Genomic DNA, 15,277 nt, shown 5'->3' on the forward strand with positions numbered 1-15,277 from the left:
TCACAACGCCTGGTGTTCTCGATGCGGGGACGATTCCCGGCATTCGGTTGCCGGTTCTCGCGGTACCACCCCGCTTGTCCGCGGGCCCTCCGGAGAGAGGACTGCGCGAACCGCTCGCACTGGGCTTTCACGCGCCCAACCGCCCGGTTCTACTGGGTCCGCACGGGGCGGACCGTTCTTCCGGAAGCTCACCGGTGATGGCCGGGTCGTTGCTGGTGGGACCAGTCTAGCGGATACCACGGCGGTGGCGCTCGCCCCGTGCACCAGGAGAAGCATCCTGGTTCGGACGTTCCCTCAGGCCACTATTCATGATTCACTACTAGTATGAGTAGAACAGATGCGCAACGAGACGGGCAGCTCCTGCGCGGGGCTCTGCCCTTATTGATCCTCACCTTGCTCTCCGAGCGGGAGTCCTACGGCTATGAACTCGTCGAGCGTCTGAGCGCCTTGGGCCTGCAGGCAGGTACCGGACTGGTCTATCCCGCGTTGAGCAGGATGGAACGCGATGGGCTCCTGGCCGCATACACCGCCGCCTCCAGCCAGGGGCCTCCACGGAAGTACTTCGGGCTGACCGCTGCGGGAGAACACCAACGCAACGATTCCCACCAGCAATGGAAACACCTCCAACGAGCGGTCCAGGACGCGCTCACCTCGACAGGAGAGCTGCGATGAACGATCTCCACGACACCGACACCACTGCGCGTCGCTCCATGATGGACCGGCTACGCATCGATCTCTATCTGATGCGGCTGGACTGGCATTTGGAAGGCGGCCTGCCCGGAGCCGGCCGCAAGAACGTGATCCGGTCCCTCCGCGATGACCTGCTGGTCGAGCCACGCAGCACCGGCGCGGCGTTGCGCGACCTCGGCCCCGCCTCCGGCCTGGCGGCCCGCTACGGTGACGAAGGAATGAAACGACCCCTCTGGTCCATCGGCATCATCACCGCAGGCGCCGCCCTCCTGGTCTACTGGGCCCTCTTCCTCTCCTACGTCTGGGGCATGCTCGCTGCAGTCGATGATGCCGGAGCCCAGCAAGCCCATTCCGCGTTCCTCTTCCTGGTCCCGGTCACCGCCTTCGACACCGAAGCCGGCGTGGGGATCGGCTGGAGCAGCGGACTCGCATGGCTCGTCGTACCACTGGTCATCACCCTGCTCGCCTTCGCCCTCGGGGCCCACCTCTGGCGCCTGACCCGCCGACGCAACAGAAGGGGATGACACAAAACCCCTGACCACCAGCTCATTCCACCCTGCGCCCGTCCCCACGCACCCGTACCGGTTTGCGTCGCCGGGGGGACAGGAGTGGAATGAGGCCAGGACCCCAGGGAAGGCACTGGCCTTCCCGACCGGGTCCCAATCAGTCCTCCCCCTCTATCGAAGGAGCACGAGATGGGTTTGCTGGATCACAAGGTCGCGTTGATCACCGGAGGCGCACAAGGCATGGGTGCCTCGCATGTGCGCAAATTCGTCGAGGAAGGTGCGCGGGTCGTCATTGCCGACATCCTGGTCGAAAAGGGCCAGTCGCTGGCCGACGAGCTCGGCGACGTCGCCGCCTTCGTCGAACTCGATGTGACCCAGGCAGCTGCCTGGGACCAGGTGATTGCCCGGACGGAATCGACGTTCGGGCCGGTGGACATCCTGGTCAATAATGCCGGGATCGACGTGATGAAGAAATTCGTGGACTTCACCGAAGCGGACGTCCAGAAGATGTTCGAGGTGAATTTCTTCAGCCAGTTCCATGGCATGCAGAAGATCCTCCCCTCGATGCAGAAGGCAGGGGGAGGTTCGATCGTGAACATCTCCTCCGACGAAGGCCTGCGTCCCACCGCCGGCAATGCCGTCTACAGCGCCTCCAAGTTCGCCGTGACCGGGCTGACCAAGGCCGTCGCCTAGGAGTATGCCGAATTCGGGATCCGCGTGAACACGGTCCATCCCGGGGCCATCAAGACCCCCGGCATCGAACCGGAGAACATCAAGAAGGTCATCGAGGACTTCATGGAGAAGATCCCGATGAAGCGCATCGGCGACTCCGAGGAGGTCTCCAATCTGGTGGCCTTCGTCGCCTCCGACCGGGCCAGCTACTCGACGGGCGTCGAATTCATTGCCGACGGCGGAATCATGGCCACCTGATCCGTGCGGGCCTTCAGCGTGCCCCAACCTCGGGATCGTCCAAGAGGCGTTCCACCGTGCTGTGGCCCAACCCAGCCATCGCCGGGTTGGACCGTTGGTAGTACCAGACCAGCCCCATGGCCTGCTGGAAGGCCCAGGCTGCCCCGCGCTGCCATTCGACGTCGCTGCTTCCCAGGCCCTCCTTGAAGGTCGTCCGTGCCGGCCGTCCCAGCAGGTGCCAGGCGGCAACCAGATCGAGGGACGGATCGGCGGGGGCGAACCCTCCGCCGTCCAGGACTCCGGCCAGGCGCCCCCCGTCCACGAGGAGGTTGGCCGGGGTCAGGTCGCCATGGCTCATCGTGTCGTTGCCTCCGGCCGGAAGTCCGCGGAAACCGGCCCACATCCAGCGCAGCCGGGGAACGTCAAGCAGGCCGGCACTCCGGGTGAAGCAGTGCTCCATCCATTCGTCGTGATCAGGCAGGGCTCCCCCACGTCCACGTCCATTGAAGCTCCGGCCGTCCAGGTCGGTCGCCCGGAGGGCCTGGATGAACCGGACGAGGTCGGCGGCGAACTTCGGGGAGTCCGAGACCATCGTGGGGGTGGCGACGTGTCCGGGTATCCAGGTCTGGAGCGTGAACGGCAGGGGGTAGGACTTGTCGGGCCGGCCCAGACCGACGCAGGTCGGTGTCGGCACGGGGCTGCGCCCCGCGAGTTCGCCCATGGCATCGGCATCGGTACTCAGGGATTCGGCCAGTTCGGCCGGGTCGGATTCGTGGAGCGGGAAGCGGGCGGCCAGCAGGTCGCCGACGCGGAAGATGGCATTGACGGTTCCCGTGCTGGGAAGAAACCTGATGGGTTCGCTCCTCAGGTGTGGAAATTGTTGGCGGATCAAGGCCTGGGCAGTGGGAACGTCGATCGGAATCTGGTCGTGGCGCACGGATCCTCCTTGACCTGAGCTGGTCGGTTTCAATGGAGGAAGACCTTCAAGCCCACGATCAGCAGCCCCAACAGTGCCGTGCCGCCGGAGACCACCAGACGCACCCGGACCGTCGGGGCCCAGCGCAGGGACGAAAGATATCCCACCACCCCGAGTAGAACGACGTTGACCCACAATGCCGTCCACAGCGCCACCTCGTCGCTGATGACCCCCAGGACCCCCAGCAGCAGGACGCCCAGGGGAATGACGGCGGCCAGGAGCAACCCCGCCGAGTGGCGCCAGGCATGGCTGAGTTCGCCTCGAAAGCTGGCCTGGCCCGGTTCGCTCTGGTTCAGGTGCGCCACGCAGACGGCGAAGAGGTGGGCCGCCCAAAAGACGACCACCGTGCCGAGCACCTTGAAGAAATTCTCCGCCGAGGTGTCGCCGTACCTGCCCATGACAATGAGCATCGCGGAGACCACGATGAGCCCATATACGGAGGACTCGAACGAGAAGCCGGGGCGCCGGGTCCAGGTCCCGCTGCTCCCGGGTTTCTTCATCATGATGACAGTATCCCGAACAGACCGCCCCCGAACCAGAGGCAGCGGGACCCACTAGCCGAAACGCACCGCCCCGGCCAGACGGGTCTGGACCACGGCGATGTCCTGGATGCGGGTGGGATCCACCGCCGTCGGATCCTGATCCAGCACCACCAGGTCCGCATATTTTCCGACCTCGATCGAACCGGTGACGTCATCGGCCCGGCACTGCCAGGCGGCGTCGATGGTCACGGCCCGCAAGGCCGCTTCGACGCTGATGCGCTCGCCGGGGTTCAACACTTCCCCGCCTTCGGCCATGATGCGGGTGACCGCATCCTGGACGTAGCGCAGCGGTTCCAACGGGGTGACGTTCCAGTCGCTGTGCAGCGAGATGCGCAGGCCACCAGCCAGCGCCGAGGCGCAGGGGTCGTAGAAGTCGGCGCGTTCGGGGCCCAGCAACCGTTCACGGAACGCCCGGCCCCACCATCTGACGTGGCCGATCAGGAACGACGGCGAAATCCCGGCAGCTGCCATGCGGGCGATGTGTTCGGGACGGGTGAGACTGCAGTGTTCGATCCGGTGCCGGTGGTCGGGGCGCGGGTCGGAGGCCAACGCCTGCTCGAAGGCCTCCAGGGTCGTGTCGATGGCTGCATCACCATTGGCATGGACACCGATCTGCCAACCGTCCCGATGGGCCCGGGACACCACAGCCGCCAGTTCCGCCGGCGAATGGTTCAGGGCCCCGCGGCTGGTCTGGCCCAGATAGGGTTTGCGTTGGAATCCGGTACCCGCCTGGTTGGACCCATCCGACCACGCCTTGATGCCGTCGACCCGGAACAGATCGTCCCCGTCCCCCGGGCGGATCCCCTTCGCCATCCAGTCGTCATAGCAGCTCGAGACCAACATCCCCCGGTATCTGACCGGGGAGTCGTCGTCGAGCACCGTACGCAGCACGTCCAGATCCGACGTTCCGTCGATGGAGCCGATACCGCAGTCGTGCAGCAGGGTGACCCCTTGGCTGGCAGCCTGCCAAAGCAGATCGCGGATCCGCCCGGCCAGTGCCTCGCCGGTGGCAAAGGGAAGCCCTGCCCCGAACGCGGCCAGGGCAGAGGATTCCTCCAGCCGGCCGGTCGGCTCACCCTGGGCGTCGCGGGTATAGCGGCCCGCCGGTGGATCCGCGGTGTTGCGGTCGATACCGGCCCGGGCGAGGGCCGCGGAGTTGGCGTAGGCGATATGCCCGTTGCTTTCCAACACCAGCGCCGGAGCATGCGGAACGAGTCGGTCCAGTTCATGGCGGTCCAGCATCGGGTGGCCGGCGGTGATGCTCGGGTCGAATTGCTGGGCCAACACCCAACCGGTCGACGCCGGGATGGCCTCGCGCAGTGCGATAAAAACGTCGTCCGCGGTGGGACAGGTCATGGGGCTCACATCGGCCCAGTCGGCCAACTGGACCATGGAGGAATGCATATGCGGGTCGATCAACCCCGGCAGCAACGCCCTGCCCTCGAGATCGACCTGTTCGGTCCCTGCCCCGATCAGCGAAGAGAGTTCCTAGATGGAGCCCACGGCCAGGATGCGCCCATGCCCCACTGCCACCGCTTCGGCCCGCGGCCTCTGCGCGTCCATGGTCAGGATCGTCCCGCCGGAGAAGAACAGGTCGGCGTGCTGGTGGGTGGCCTGCGAATCAGTGGCTTCAGACATGTCCCCGATGATAGACCCGCCCGGCTTCGGCCCGGCGAGCCCTTGACGTGTCACCGGTTGAGCACCGAAGAATGGGTCCATGACCATCTGGATCTGTGCGACCTGCGGTATCGGGCACCCCGATACCGGGGCCCCGCCGTCGTCCTGCGCCATCTGCCTGGACGAGAGGCAATATGTTCCGGCCACCGGGCAGCGGTGGACCCATCAGCGAGAACTCTCGGCCGACGGCCACCGGATGCGGATCGAGCCCCTCGAACCGGGGTTGCACGGGTTGTCGGTGGTCCCCCGGTTTGCGATCGGCCAGCGGGGGCTGCTGGTGTGCACCCCGGCAGGGAACCTCTTATGGGAGCCTCCGGGATATCTCGACGAGGAGACCCTGGCTGCCGTCGAGGCGCTGGGAGGGGTGGCGGCGATCTCCGCCAGCCATCCCCATCTGACCGGGGCCTGCATCCAATGGAGCCATGCCTTCGACCGGGCCCCGGTGTGGGTGGCCTCTGCCGACCGGGCCTGGATCCGCCGCCCCGATCCGGTCATCGAGCTCTGGGCCGGAGTGCATGAGGTGTTGCCGGGATTGACGATGATCCAGTGCGGCGGCCATTTTGCGGGCAGTGCGGTGGTGCACTGGGACGCCGGGGCGGGTGGGAAGGGAGCCATGCTCAGCGGGGACACGATCCAGATCGGTGCCGACCGGGCCTCGGTGAGCGCCATGCGCAGCTATCCCAACAACATTCCGTTGCCGGCCCGTTCCATCCGCCGGATCCTTGAGGCCACCGCGGTCTATGACTATGACCGGCTCTACAGCGCCTTCGCCGTCATCGAGCAGGGGGCCAAACCGTTGGTGGAAGCCTCACTGTCCAGGTATATGGAGTGGATCCAGGGCCACGTCCCGGACGAACCGGAGCGGTAGCAGGCACCGGCCCCGGCCGCGGAGGGCGCACTATTTACGTGAGATGACGTCCCCGCTGTTGATGATGACGAATTCATGGTCCTGGGTCAGCAGGTTCAGGTAACCGGAATCGACGCTGAGGACGTAGGCGGTCAGCGGCCCGTCGGTGGTTTCAATATGTTCCTGCGGAACCCAGGGGGTCTGGACGAATGCGGCGACCAGCAGCAGGGAGATCCCCGACACCCAGCCCACGCTGGCCATGGCCTTGGCGAACGCGCGGCGCACCGGGTTCTGCGGGGAAAGTATCCGGATCAGGGCGAAGAGTCCGAAGACCGCAGCCACCGCGACGGGAAGCCACCAGATCTTGAAGGACACCGTCAGCGCGGCCAGGGTCACCAGGGCCAGCGTGGTGGCCAACAGCACCACCGGGCGTCGGCCCAACGGGGACCACACGTAGGTGGCCAACAGCAGTGGCAGGATCACGATCATCAGGTAGGTGACCAGCAGGTGTCCGGCCATCAGCGAACCGAACAGCAGGGCCAGGCCGTCACTCAACCCCAGCGTCGTACTGACCGCGAAGGCCGTGTTCCAGTCGTAGCCGGACACCGCGAAGATCCGCAGGATCAGAAAGACGAATCCACCGGCGGCGGCGGGGGCGACGCTTCCTGCGTACCGGTGGGCGATCTCTGCCGGCCGTGACTCGTCGAGGGGCGGCTTCGGGTTTTCGGCGGTCATCCCTCGAGGCTACTTCTCCCCCGCGATGCCTGCCGTGGGGCCGCGCCGCAGGGCAGGCTTTCCACCACGGCCCCCTTCTCCCGCCCAACGCCCCGATAGGGTGGCTGCATGAGTGAAGACGTGGTGTTTCCGCATACCCGGGATGGCGACAACGAGAAATTGGGCTACCTGAAGATGACGGAGGAAGGGTTCGTACCCATCGACCTGTTGTGGAACGAACTCGACGCGGCCATGGAACTGACCGCGGCCGAAGCCCGCCTCGAGGAGCCGGGGCTGCAGTATCTGGCGGAGGACTGGTGGCTCGATATCGACGACCATCCTGAACGGGTCAAGGTCAGCATCCGGGAAGTGTCGATGGAGCGGGTCGTGGTGGCCAATGCCGACTTCGGGTATCCGGCAGACATCGGCTTCGAGTTCATCCTGGCCAATCCCACGCCCCGGCTCCATCCCGCCGCCTCCTAGCTGAACGGCTTCAGGCCAAGGCACCCACCTCCGCGCGGCGGCGCTCGCCGTCGATGGTGGAGGCCTCCACCATGGCCTCCCGGTCGACGACCTTGATGCGTTCACGGGCCACCGGCCCCGCGGCGGTGGCCACTGGTCCGGCGGCCTCCCCCAGGGCCCGTTCATGGCGATCAAGGGCGACCCATCCTTCCCAGCCGGTGAACTCCACCCCTCGGGCGGCCAGCAGTCGGGGCACCGCCGCGGGGTCGGGGACGACGGCGGCCGGAAGGTTGGCCAGGTCCTCGAGCAGGAGCGTGATGGTCTCCAGGGCATCGCCCTTGGTATGGCCGATCAGGCCCACCGGACCGCGCTTGATCCACCCGGTGGCATATAGCCCCACCACGTGGTCTCCGGCCTCGTCCAGGACCCGTCCGCCGGCATTGGGGATGACCCCGTGGCTCCCGTCGTAGGCCAGTTCGGGCAGGGCCGAGCCGAAGTAGCCGATGGCCCGGTAGACGGCCTGGACCCCGTAGTCCACGATTTCCCCGGTCCCGCGCACGTTGCCGGTCCCGTCCAGTTCCTGGCGTTCGAACCGGATGGCTTCCACGGACCCGTTGGACCCGGTGATCTCCACCGGGGCGTGCAGGAAGTGCAGATGCAACCGCCGCGAGGCCGGGGTCCGAGTCCCGGCGTCCTCGGCCTCCTCGCGGTCCTCCTGCTCGACCAACCAGTTGGTGAGTGTATTGACCATCGTCTTGGCCTGGTTGTTCGTCTTGATCGCCTCATCGGAGGCATCGTCGAATTCGAAGTCCTCCGGGTAGAGGACGATGTCCACATCCCTCGAATGTGAGAGTTCACGCAACTCCAACGGGGTGAACTTCACCTGGGCGGGGCCCCGCCGGCCGAAGATATGCACATCGGTCACCGGTGAGGCGGCCAGGCCCGCATGGACGTTGTCCGGGATCTCGGTGACCAGCAGGTCCTCGGGATGCTTGGAGAGCATCCGGGCGACGTCCAGGGCGACGTTGCCGTTGCCGATGACCGCGATCTGCTGCGCGTCCAGGGGCCAGGTCCGCGGCACATCGGGGTGCCCGTCGTACCAGGACACGAAGTCCGCGGCCCCGTAGGCGCCCTCGAGGTCCATGCCCGGGATGTTCAGGTCGGCGTCCTTGATCGCCCCGGTGGCGAAGATGACCGCGTCGTAGTGGGTTTCCAGGTCCGTCAGGCTCAGATCGGTGCCGTACTCCACGTTCCCGAAGAAACGGATGTCCCCCCGGTCCAGGACCTTATGCAGTGCCTTCACGATGCCCTTGATCCGCGGATGGTCAGGGGCCACCCCGTAGCGGATCAGCCCATAGGGTGCCGGGTACCGGTCGAAGAGGTCGATGGATACGGTCAAGGCCCCGGAGCTCACCGGGCCGCTTTTGGTCAGCAGATCGGCGGCGTAGACGCCGGCCGGGCCGGCGCCGATGATCGCGACCCGTAACTGGCTGGCATCCAACGGGTGGGGCGGGGACGGTGTGGGACGGGGATGGTCTTCAGTGGTCATGGTTCTCCTTGGGTGGTTCAGACGGCCAGGCTGGCCGCGGGGGCAGGAACGGCAACTGTGTCGGGGGTGTAGGTACTCAGGTTCACGACGTCTCCGATGACGATGACCGCCGGGTTGGCCACGCGGCGTGCGGCGGCCTGGTCGGTGATCGTGGCCAGGGTGCCGATGGTCACGCGTTGGTCGACGGTCCAGCCGCTTTCGATGATGGCCACCGGGGTGTCGGGCCCCAGCCCGCGCCGGCCCAGGGTGGCTACGGACTCGGCGAGCCGGCGGACCCCCATCAGCAGCACGAGCGTGTGGTCGCTGCGGGCCGGCAGATCAGCCAGTTCATCGTGTCCGGTGGCCACGGTGAATCCTGCGGCGACCCCCCGATGGGTCACCGGGATCCCGGCGGCTGCCGGGACCGACAGGGCACTGGTCACCCCGGGAACGACCTCCACTGCGAGCCCGTGGCCCCGGCAGTGCTCTGCCTCCTCTCCCCCGCGCCCGAAGACGAAGGGGTCCCCGCCCTTGAGCCGGACCACGAGGTTCCCGGCCCGGGCCTGGCCCACCAGCAGGTCGTTGATCTGGTCCTGGGTGGCGGTATGGGCGCCGGGGGCCTTGCCGACCTCGATGACCCGGACGTCCGGGCCCAGTTCCTCGAGCAGGGCGCGTGGACCCAGCCGATCGGCGACCACGACGTCCGCCTCGGCCAGCAGCTGGCGTCCGCGCACGGTGATCAGCCCGCTCTCCCCCGGTCCGCCGCCGACCAGCGCCACCCGACCGGCCGGCGTCGTGCCCTGTTCCTGTGCAGCGCGGGGGCGGAAGCGTCGCCATGGCAGGAGTCCTGTCTGGGCGGCCACCCGGATCGCAGTGCGGATTCGTCCGGCCCGCCGCGGATCACCATCGGTGTTCACGGCCACCACGACCTCGTCGATCCGGGCCACCGCAGGCGTGAAGACCGTCGAGGTGCGATGGTTCGAGGCGTTGACGCACCAGAGGCGTGCCTTCTCGGCATCGGAAGCCACCGCGGAGTCCACCGCAGGGTCTCCCGTGGCGGTGTGGACGAACCAGGTGTCCTTCAGGTCGGTGGCGCGGTAGGGCCGGGGGTGCCAGTCGAGGAGCCCGGCGGCATGAAGCCGGCGGATCCCCTCCACCGCGTCGGGGGCGACCACGGTGACCCGGGCCCCGGCATCGAGCAGTGCCTTGAGGCGTCGTTCGCTCACGGGGCCGGCACCGACGAGCAGGACGCGGCGTCCGAGCAGGCGCAGAGAAGTGGGATACAGGTCGTTCATTTCGCTCCTGAGGTCAATAGGCCGCGGCGTTGGAGCAGACGGCGTTGGATGGGTGAGAAGACGAGCAGTTCGACGATGATGCCCACGCTGAGGATGACCAGGATCGCGGCCATCACCAGCGCCATGCTGGACAGATCACGGCCTTGTTGGAGCATCGAGCCCAGGCCGAAGCCGATGCTCCCGCCCACGGCGATGATCTCGGCGGCCATGAGCGAACGCCAGGAGAAGGCCCAGCCTTGTTTCAGCCCACCCAGATAGGCAGGCAGCGCCGCGGGCAGGGTGATCAGCAGGGTCTGTTGGCGCCGGGTGGCGCCGAGTACGGTGCCCACCGATCCGTAGTGCGGGGGGATCTGGTCGATTCCCGAGAGCAGCCCGTTCACGATCGAGGGCGTCGCGCCCATGAGGACCACGAAGTACACGGTCGCGTCGGTGAGCCCGAACCAGATGATGGCTGCCGGCACCCAGGCGACCGACGGCAGGACCTGGAGCCCGGAGACCAGGGGCCCCAGGGCGGCACGCAACGTGGCCGACTGGGCGAGCAGCAGGGCCAGTGGGGTGGCGATGGCCACGCTGATGGCAAAACCCGTCACGCCCCGGCCCAGCGAGGTGGCCACCGCATTTTGGAGGGTGCCATCCAGGAGGGCATCGCCCATGCCCGCAGCGACGGCTCCCGGTCCGGGGAACAGGTCGGGGCGTTTGAGGCCGCTCCAGGACAGGATCTGCCAGAGGCAGATGAGCACGAGCAGGGCCGCCGCCGGAAGCAGAACGGTCCCGAGGTCGCGTCGGGTGGCTGGTGCTGGCATCGGCAGCCGGTCCGGACCTGCCTCCGGGCCGGCGGGTTCCGTGGGATCAGGCCCTGTGGCGGGACGTTCCACGGTGTCAGGGGTGGGCATGGCCGCTGATCTCCTGTCGTAGCTGCCGGGTGATTTCTTCGGTCAGTGCGGCGGTCGCCGCCGGGTTCCTGCGTACCTCTGGTCCCACCTGCCATTGCCGGGCGATCCGGCCTGGCCGGCAGGAGAACAGGATGACGCGTTGGCCCAGCCGGACGGCCTCTCGGACGTTGTGGGTCACGAAGACGATGGTCCGGCCGGTGGAGGTCCACACGCGATCGAGTTCCTCATGCAGCAGGTCACGGGTGATGGCATCCAACGCGCCGAAGGGCTCATCCATCAGCAGCAGTTCGCGGTCCTGGGCCAGGGCCCTGGCCAGCGCGGTGCGTTGGCGCATCCCGCCGGAGAGCTGGTGGGGGCGCCGTTCGCCCACCCCTGCCAGGTGGACCAGTTCCAACAGGGCGTCCGCCAGTGCCCGGCGTTCGGCCCGGGGAACCCCGCGCAGCCGCAGCGCCAGTTCCACATTGGCCCGGGCACTGAGCCAGGGCAGCAGGGAGGCGTCCTGGAACATGAAGGCCGCCCCGTCGGAGGGGACCTGGACCGTTCCTGCGGTGGGGAGCTGGAGACCGGCCAGGATCTGCAGCAGCGTGGACTTCCCGCAGCCCGAGGCGCCCAGCAGGCAGACGAACTCGCCGCGGGCGATCGTGGTGCTGATCCCGTCCAGGACCGTTGGCCCCGCGGCGTAGGACGTGCCGAGCCCGTCGAGCACCACGGACGCCGGTGGGCCGGCCGGGGCCGACGGTTCGGTGCCGGTGCCGGGGTCTTCATCCAGGACGCTGGTGGTCATCGTCTCGTTCCTTTCGGTGGGGTGGTGTCCGGGTCGAAGAGGCCGTCCAAGGATCCGTCCCGGGTCACTCCGGCGGCGACCCCCTGCTCCAGGAGCCGGTCGAAGGCGCCCGGGAACGGGTCGGTGGTGAAGTCGGTGGTGTCCAGGGCCCGGGCCAGCACCTCATCGGGCAGCCGGGCCCCCGCGGCGTCTTCGATCCCTGCGTTGATCGTTTCGGCCCGTTCGGCCGCGTCCGCCTCCTGCAGCCAGGAAACGGCCTCGGCGTTTCCTGCCACGAGTGCGGTGACCGTGTCCGGGTGCTTGGCGGCGAAGTCGGCGTCGACCACCAGGACCGTGCTGGGGAAGTGGCCAGGGCGTGCGGTCGGGGACCCGTCCCGCAGATCACGTTCGTCGACCAGGACCCGGGCCCCGGCTTCGAGCACCAGACGCGAGGCCCATGGTTCGGGCAGCCACGCCCCGTCGATCCGGCCGGCCTTGAACAGGGCGAGGGCCCGGCTGTTGTCGGTGGGGTTGATGTCCACGTCCCCCGACCCGTCGGCGGCCACCACATATCCCTGGTCAGCCAACCAGCTGCGTAGGGCGACGTCCTGTGTGCCCCCGAGTTGCGGGCTGGCCAGGACCGTTCCCCGCAGCCGGGCCGGTGAGGTGATGTCCTGGCGCACCACCAGTTGGGCGCCCCCGGAGGTGGCCCCGGCCACGACCTTCAGTGACCGTCCGGCACTGGAGGTGTAGGAGCCGATGGCCGGGGTGGGTCCCAGGTAGGCGGCGTCGATGGCCCCGGCGTTCAGGGCCTCCACCGCCGCCGGGCCGGCGTTGAAGACCTGGGTGCGAAGCCCGGTCCCGTCCGCCGCCAGTTCCCGGGCCAGGAATCCGCGCTGGATGCCCACCAAGGCCGGGGCGTGGGTGACGTTGCCGAAATATCCCAGCCGCAGCTGCGAGGCGGGGTTTCCCTCCCCGCCCGGGCCTCCCCCGGCCGGCTCGGCGGCGGCCGCCGGACCGAAGGGGGCGGGAACCCAGAGTGTGGCCAGGGCGGCGCCGACCAGCAGGGCCAGGGCCACGGTGGAGCCGATCATCCGCCGTCGGGCACGGCGAGGCCCGGGGCCACCGGCGTTCACGAGGAGATCACCAGTCCGGCGGCCACGGTGTTGCCGGTCTGCGGATCGATGACCAGCAGGGACCCGGCCCGACGATTGGCCGCGTAGTCCTCCACCGGCAGTTCGGCGGCGACACTGAGGCCCACGCTGCCGATGTCGTTGAGTTCGAGCGTGTCGGCGGGAACGAGGGCGGAGGTTTCCAGGTCCAGTAGCCCCTCGACGCTGGTGACCAGGCCGCGGACGGTGGCGGTGCCGTGCTTGATCAGCACCTTGGCCCCGGGGGCAAGCGGTTCCTGGCCGAGCCAGCACAGCCGGGCCGCGAACTCCCGGCGGGGCGTGGCCACGGGGCCGGAGACGATGGTGTCCCCGCGGCTGATGTCCACGTCGTCACCCAGTCGCAGCGCCACCGATGCCGGGGCGGCCGCCGCCTGACGGGGGCCGTCGGCGGTGTCGATGCCTTCGATCGTGGTGTTGCGCGGTGGTTGGCCGGAGGACAGGACGCTCACGCTGTCCCCGAGGCCGATGCTGCCGGAACTCACTTGTCCGGCATAGGCCCGGTAGTCGCGGTAGTCCTCCGCGGCGAGCCCGGGGGCCAAGGCTCCCTGCGGTCGCAGCACGGTTTGCACGGGGAACCTGAAGGGCAGGCCGAGCTCGGTGACTTCGTCCTGGGTGGGGAGGGTTTCCAGCAGTCCGAGCAGGGTCGGACCGGTGTACCAGTCGGTGAGTTCGGAGGGCACCGCGATGTTGTCGCCGAGCAGGGCAGACACCGGAACGGCCCGTGCCCCGGTGATCCCCAGCCGTTCGGAGACGGCCAGAACCTCGCGTTCGATGTCCTCGAAGACCTCCCGGGAGTAGTCGACCAGGTCGATCTTGTTCACCGCCACGATCACGTGCGCCGTGCGCAGCAGCGCCAGCACGCTCAGATGCCGTCGGGTTTGTTCCAGCACCCCCTTGCGGGCGTCGATGAGGACGACGACGGCGTCCGCGGTGGAGGCCCCGGTGACCGTGTTGCGGGTGTACTGCACGTGTCCGGGGCAGTCGGCAAGGATGAAGCTGCGCCGGTCGGTGGCGAAGTAGCGGTAGGCGACATCGATGGTGATCCCCTGCTCGCGTTCAGCACGGAGCCCGTCGGTCAGCAGGGCCAGGTCCAGTCCGCCGGCGGCGCCGCCGAAACCGCGTTCGGTGGAGGTGCGGGCCACCGCCTCGAGCTGGTCGGCCAGGATGGCCTTCGCGTCATGGAGCAGCCGGCCCACCAGGGTTGATTTGCCGTCGTCGACGGAGCCGGCGGTGGCGAAACGGAACAGGGTCCCGGTCGCTGCGGACTCGCCGGGGCCTTCTTCGATCAGGGTGGTGCTCATTAGAAATACCCGTCCTTCTTGCGGTCTTCCATGGCCGCTTCGGAGATCCTGTCGTCGGCGCGGGTGGCCCCGCGTTCGGTGAGCGTGGAGGCGGCCACTTCGGCCACCACCGCGGCGACGGTGGCGGCGTCGGAGAGCACCGCCCCGGTGCAGGACATGTCCCCCACCGTCCGGTACCTGACCGTGCGGCGGACGATGTCCTCGCCCTGGCGGGCCGGGGAGAATTCGCCGACAGCCCGCCACATGCCCTCGCGGTGGTACACCTCGCGTTCGTGGGCGTAGTAGATGCCCGGCAGTTCGATGCCTTCACGTTCGATGTAGCGCCAGATGTCCAGTTCGGTCCAGTTGCTGATCGGGAAGGCCCGCACATGGTGTCCGGGGCGGTGCCGGCCGTTGTACAGGTTCCACAGTTCGGGCCGCTGGTTGCGGGGGTCCCACTGGCCGAACACGTCCCGCAGGGACAGGATGCGTTCCTTGGCGCGGGCCTTGTCCTCGTCACGGCGTCCGCCGCCGAAGACGGCGTCGAACCGGTGCCCGGCAATGGCGTCCAGCAGCGGGGTGGTCTGCAGCGGATTGCGGGTGCCGTCGGCGCGTTCGACCAGCTCACCGGAGTCGATGTACTCCTGCACGCTGGCGACCTCCAGCCTCAGTCCCCGCTGGATGACGGTGCGGTCCCGGAACGCCAGGACCTCCGCGAAGTTGTGGCCGGTGTCCACGTGCAGCAGCGGGAAGGGCACCCGGCCGGGCCAGAAGGCCTTCGCCGCGAGGTGGAGCATGACCACGGAGTCCTTGCCGCCGGAGAAGAGCATGGCCGGGCGGTCGAATTCGGCGACGACCTCGCGGATGATGTGGATGGATTCGGCCTCGAGGGCGTCGAGGACCTGTCGGGGGCCTGCCGGGCCGTCCGCGGGGACCGAGGCGCCGGCGTCCCGCGGATGGGCCACGTCCTGGGTGATGGTCATGGGGTGTTCCTCCCTGGGGAGTCGAAGGGTTCGTGGGGGC

16 protein-coding genes and 1 pseudogene are annotated in these 15,277 nt (G+C 68.2%); 5 read left to right on the forward strand and 12 right to left on the reverse strand.

Annotated elements, in window-relative coordinates; genetic code table 11:
- The first annotated feature begins 324 nt into the window (after window positions 1-324).
- The 3 genes and pseudogenes from ACT3S6_RS02880 (at window position 325) to ACT3S6_RS02890 (ending at window position 2,126) form a co-directional block, all read left to right on the forward strand.
- Window positions 325-672 (forward strand): PadR family transcriptional regulator, encoded by a 348-nt coding sequence (locus ACT3S6_RS02880; RefSeq protein WP_444553661.1) that lies wholly within the window; start codon window positions 325-327, stop codon window positions 670-672.
- A complete protein-coding gene (locus ACT3S6_RS02885) occupies window positions 669-1,214 on the forward strand; it encodes a hypothetical protein (RefSeq protein WP_444553662.1) in 546 nt (181 codons plus the stop codon). Before ACT3S6_RS02880 ends, ACT3S6_RS02885 begins: the two co-directional genes overlap by 4 nt.
- A gap of 171 nt (window positions 1,215-1,385) precedes the next feature.
- Window positions 1,386-2,126: pseudogene (locus ACT3S6_RS02890) on the forward strand (SDR family NAD(P)-dependent oxidoreductase).
- A gap of 13 nt (window positions 2,127-2,139) precedes the next feature.
- Here ACT3S6_RS02890 and ACT3S6_RS02895 read toward each other — a convergent pair.
- From ACT3S6_RS02895 to ACT3S6_RS02910, 4 genes are read right to left on the reverse strand one after another with little or no spacing between them, the layout of a single operon-like run.
- Window positions 2,140-3,042, reverse strand: a complete 903-nt coding sequence (locus tag ACT3S6_RS02895; RefSeq protein ID WP_444553663.1) for an aminoglycoside phosphotransferase family protein — start codon at window positions 3,040-3,042, stop codon at window positions 2,140-2,142.
- A 29-nt stretch (window positions 3,043-3,071) separates the two neighbouring features.
- The gene (locus ACT3S6_RS02900) at window positions 3,072-3,584 is read right to left on the reverse strand and encodes a hypothetical protein (RefSeq protein ID WP_444553664.1); all 513 of its coding nucleotides are present in this window, start codon (window positions 3,582-3,584) and stop codon (window positions 3,072-3,074) included.
- 51 nt (window positions 3,585-3,635) lie between these two features.
- Entirely contained in the window at window positions 3,636-5,099 is a 1,464-nt protein-coding gene (locus ACT3S6_RS02905; protein ID WP_444553764.1) for an amidohydrolase, read from the reverse strand.
- Between the two features lie 12 nt (window positions 5,100-5,111).
- Entirely contained in the window at window positions 5,112-5,261 is a 150-nt protein-coding gene (locus tag ACT3S6_RS02910) for a hypothetical protein (protein ID WP_444553665.1), read from the reverse strand.
- A 79-nt stretch (window positions 5,262-5,340) separates the two neighbouring features.
- On the opposite strand from ACT3S6_RS02910, the gene ACT3S6_RS02915 reads away from it, so the two are divergent.
- Complete coding sequence (locus tag ACT3S6_RS02915; protein ID WP_444553666.1) at window positions 5,341-6,168, forward strand: hydrolase; 828 nt, start codon at window positions 5,341-5,343, stop codon at window positions 6,166-6,168.
- A gap of 30 nt (window positions 6,169-6,198) precedes the next feature.
- On the opposite strand, the gene ACT3S6_RS02920 is transcribed toward ACT3S6_RS02915, so the two are convergent.
- On the reverse strand, window positions 6,199-6,882 hold the full coding sequence (locus ACT3S6_RS02920; RefSeq protein ID WP_444553667.1) for a hypothetical protein: 684 nt from the start codon (window positions 6,880-6,882) through the stop codon (window positions 6,199-6,201).
- A 108-nt stretch (window positions 6,883-6,990) separates the two neighbouring features.
- On the opposite strand from ACT3S6_RS02920, the gene ACT3S6_RS02925 reads away from it, so the two are divergent.
- Window positions 6,991-7,344 (forward strand): serine/threonine protein phosphatase, encoded by a 354-nt coding sequence (locus ACT3S6_RS02925; protein ID WP_444553668.1) that lies wholly within the window; start codon window positions 6,991-6,993, stop codon window positions 7,342-7,344.
- A 10-nt stretch (window positions 7,345-7,354) separates the two neighbouring features.
- Here the strand turns inward: ACT3S6_RS02925 and ACT3S6_RS02930 are convergent, their stop codons facing one another.
- The 7 genes from ACT3S6_RS02930 to cysD are packed head-to-tail and all read right to left on the reverse strand — an operon-like array spanning window position 7,355 to window position 15,237.
- Entirely contained in the window at window positions 7,355-8,872 is a 1,518-nt protein-coding gene (locus tag ACT3S6_RS02930; RefSeq protein WP_444553669.1) for an FAD-dependent oxidoreductase, read from the reverse strand.
- Window positions 8,873-8,889: 17 nt separating this feature from the next.
- Complete coding sequence (gene cobA / locus ACT3S6_RS02935; RefSeq protein WP_444553670.1) at window positions 8,890-10,146, reverse strand: uroporphyrinogen-III C-methyltransferase; 1,257 nt, start codon at window positions 10,144-10,146, stop codon at window positions 8,890-8,892.
- Window positions 10,143-11,039, reverse strand: a complete 897-nt coding sequence (locus ACT3S6_RS02940; protein ID WP_444553671.1) for an ABC transporter permease — start codon at window positions 11,037-11,039, stop codon at window positions 10,143-10,145. The genes cobA and ACT3S6_RS02940 overlap by 4 nt, the downstream gene beginning before the upstream one ends.
- Window positions 11,026-11,823: an ABC transporter ATP-binding protein gene (locus ACT3S6_RS02945; RefSeq protein ID WP_444553672.1), complete on the reverse strand. Its 798-nt coding sequence runs from the start codon at window positions 11,821-11,823 to the stop codon at window positions 11,026-11,028. Before ACT3S6_RS02945 ends, ACT3S6_RS02940 begins: the two co-directional genes overlap by 14 nt.
- A complete protein-coding gene (locus ACT3S6_RS02950; RefSeq protein WP_444553673.1) occupies window positions 11,820-12,896 on the reverse strand; it encodes an ABC transporter substrate-binding protein in 1,077 nt (358 codons plus the stop codon). The genes ACT3S6_RS02945 and ACT3S6_RS02950 overlap by 4 nt, the downstream gene beginning before the upstream one ends.
- A 38-nt stretch (window positions 12,897-12,934) precedes the next feature.
- Complete coding sequence (locus ACT3S6_RS02955; RefSeq protein WP_444553674.1) at window positions 12,935-14,275, reverse strand: sulfate adenylyltransferase subunit 1; 1,341 nt, start codon at window positions 14,273-14,275, stop codon at window positions 12,935-12,937.
- Window positions 14,275-15,237 (reverse strand): sulfate adenylyltransferase subunit CysD, encoded by a 963-nt coding sequence (gene cysD / locus ACT3S6_RS02960; protein ID WP_444553675.1) that lies wholly within the window; start codon window positions 15,235-15,237, stop codon window positions 14,275-14,277. The genes ACT3S6_RS02955 and cysD overlap by 1 nt, the downstream gene beginning before the upstream one ends.
- Window positions 15,238-15,277: the final 40 nt, after the last annotated feature.

It is taken from the genome of Arthrobacter sp. AOP36-C1-22, assembly GCF_052377515.1.
In the GTDB taxonomy this organism is placed as follows: Bacteria; Actinomycetota; Actinomycetes; order Actinomycetales; family Micrococcaceae; genus Arthrobacter_H.

What these genes read in the sequence shown, in the direction of transcription:
- ACT3S6_RS02900 (WP_444553664.1), bottom strand. Translation starts at nt 3,584, where the DNA reads ATGATGAAGAAACCCGGGAGCAGCGGGACCTGGACCCGGCGCCCCGGC.
- cysD (WP_444553675.1), bottom strand. Translation starts at nt 15,237, where the DNA reads ATGACCATCACCCAGGACGTGGCCCATCCGCGGGACGCCGGCGCCTCG.
- ACT3S6_RS02885 (WP_444553662.1), top strand. Translation starts at nt 669, where the DNA reads ATGAACGATCTCCACGACACCGACACCACTGCGCGTCGCTCCATGATG.
- ACT3S6_RS02910 (WP_444553665.1), bottom strand. Translation starts at nt 5,261, where the DNA reads ATGTCTGAAGCCACTGATTCGCAGGCCACCCACCAGCACGCCGACCTG.
- ACT3S6_RS02940 (WP_444553671.1), bottom strand. Translation starts at nt 11,039, where the DNA reads ATGCCCACCCCTGACACCGTGGAACGTCCCGCCACAGGGCCTGATCCC.
- cobA (WP_444553670.1), bottom strand. Translation starts at nt 10,146, where the DNA reads ATGAACGACCTGTATCCCACTTCTCTGCGCCTGCTCGGACGCCGCGTC.
- ACT3S6_RS02915 (WP_444553666.1), top strand. Translation starts at nt 5,341, where the DNA reads ATGACCATCTGGATCTGTGCGACCTGCGGTATCGGGCACCCCGATACC.
- ACT3S6_RS02955 (WP_444553674.1), bottom strand. Translation starts at nt 14,275, where the DNA reads ATGAGCACCACCCTGATCGAAGAAGGCCCCGGCGAGTCCGCAGCGACC.
- ACT3S6_RS02950 (WP_444553673.1), bottom strand. Translation starts at nt 12,896, where the DNA reads ATGATCGGCTCCACCGTGGCCCTGGCCCTGCTGGTCGGCGCCGCCCTG.
- ACT3S6_RS02920 (WP_444553667.1), bottom strand. Translation starts at nt 6,882, where the DNA reads ATGACCGCCGAAAACCCGAAGCCGCCCCTCGACGAGTCACGGCCGGCA.
- ACT3S6_RS02925 (WP_444553668.1), top strand. Translation starts at nt 6,991, where the DNA reads ATGAGTGAAGACGTGGTGTTTCCGCATACCCGGGATGGCGACAACGAG.
- ACT3S6_RS02945 (WP_444553672.1), bottom strand. Translation starts at nt 11,823, where the DNA reads ATGACCACCAGCGTCCTGGATGAAGACCCCGGCACCGGCACCGAACCG.
- ACT3S6_RS02880 (WP_444553661.1), top strand. Translation starts at nt 325, where the DNA reads ATGAGTAGAACAGATGCGCAACGAGACGGGCAGCTCCTGCGCGGGGCT.
- ACT3S6_RS02930 (WP_444553669.1), bottom strand. Translation starts at nt 8,872, where the DNA reads ATGACCACTGAAGACCATCCCCGTCCCACACCGTCCCCGCCCCACCCG.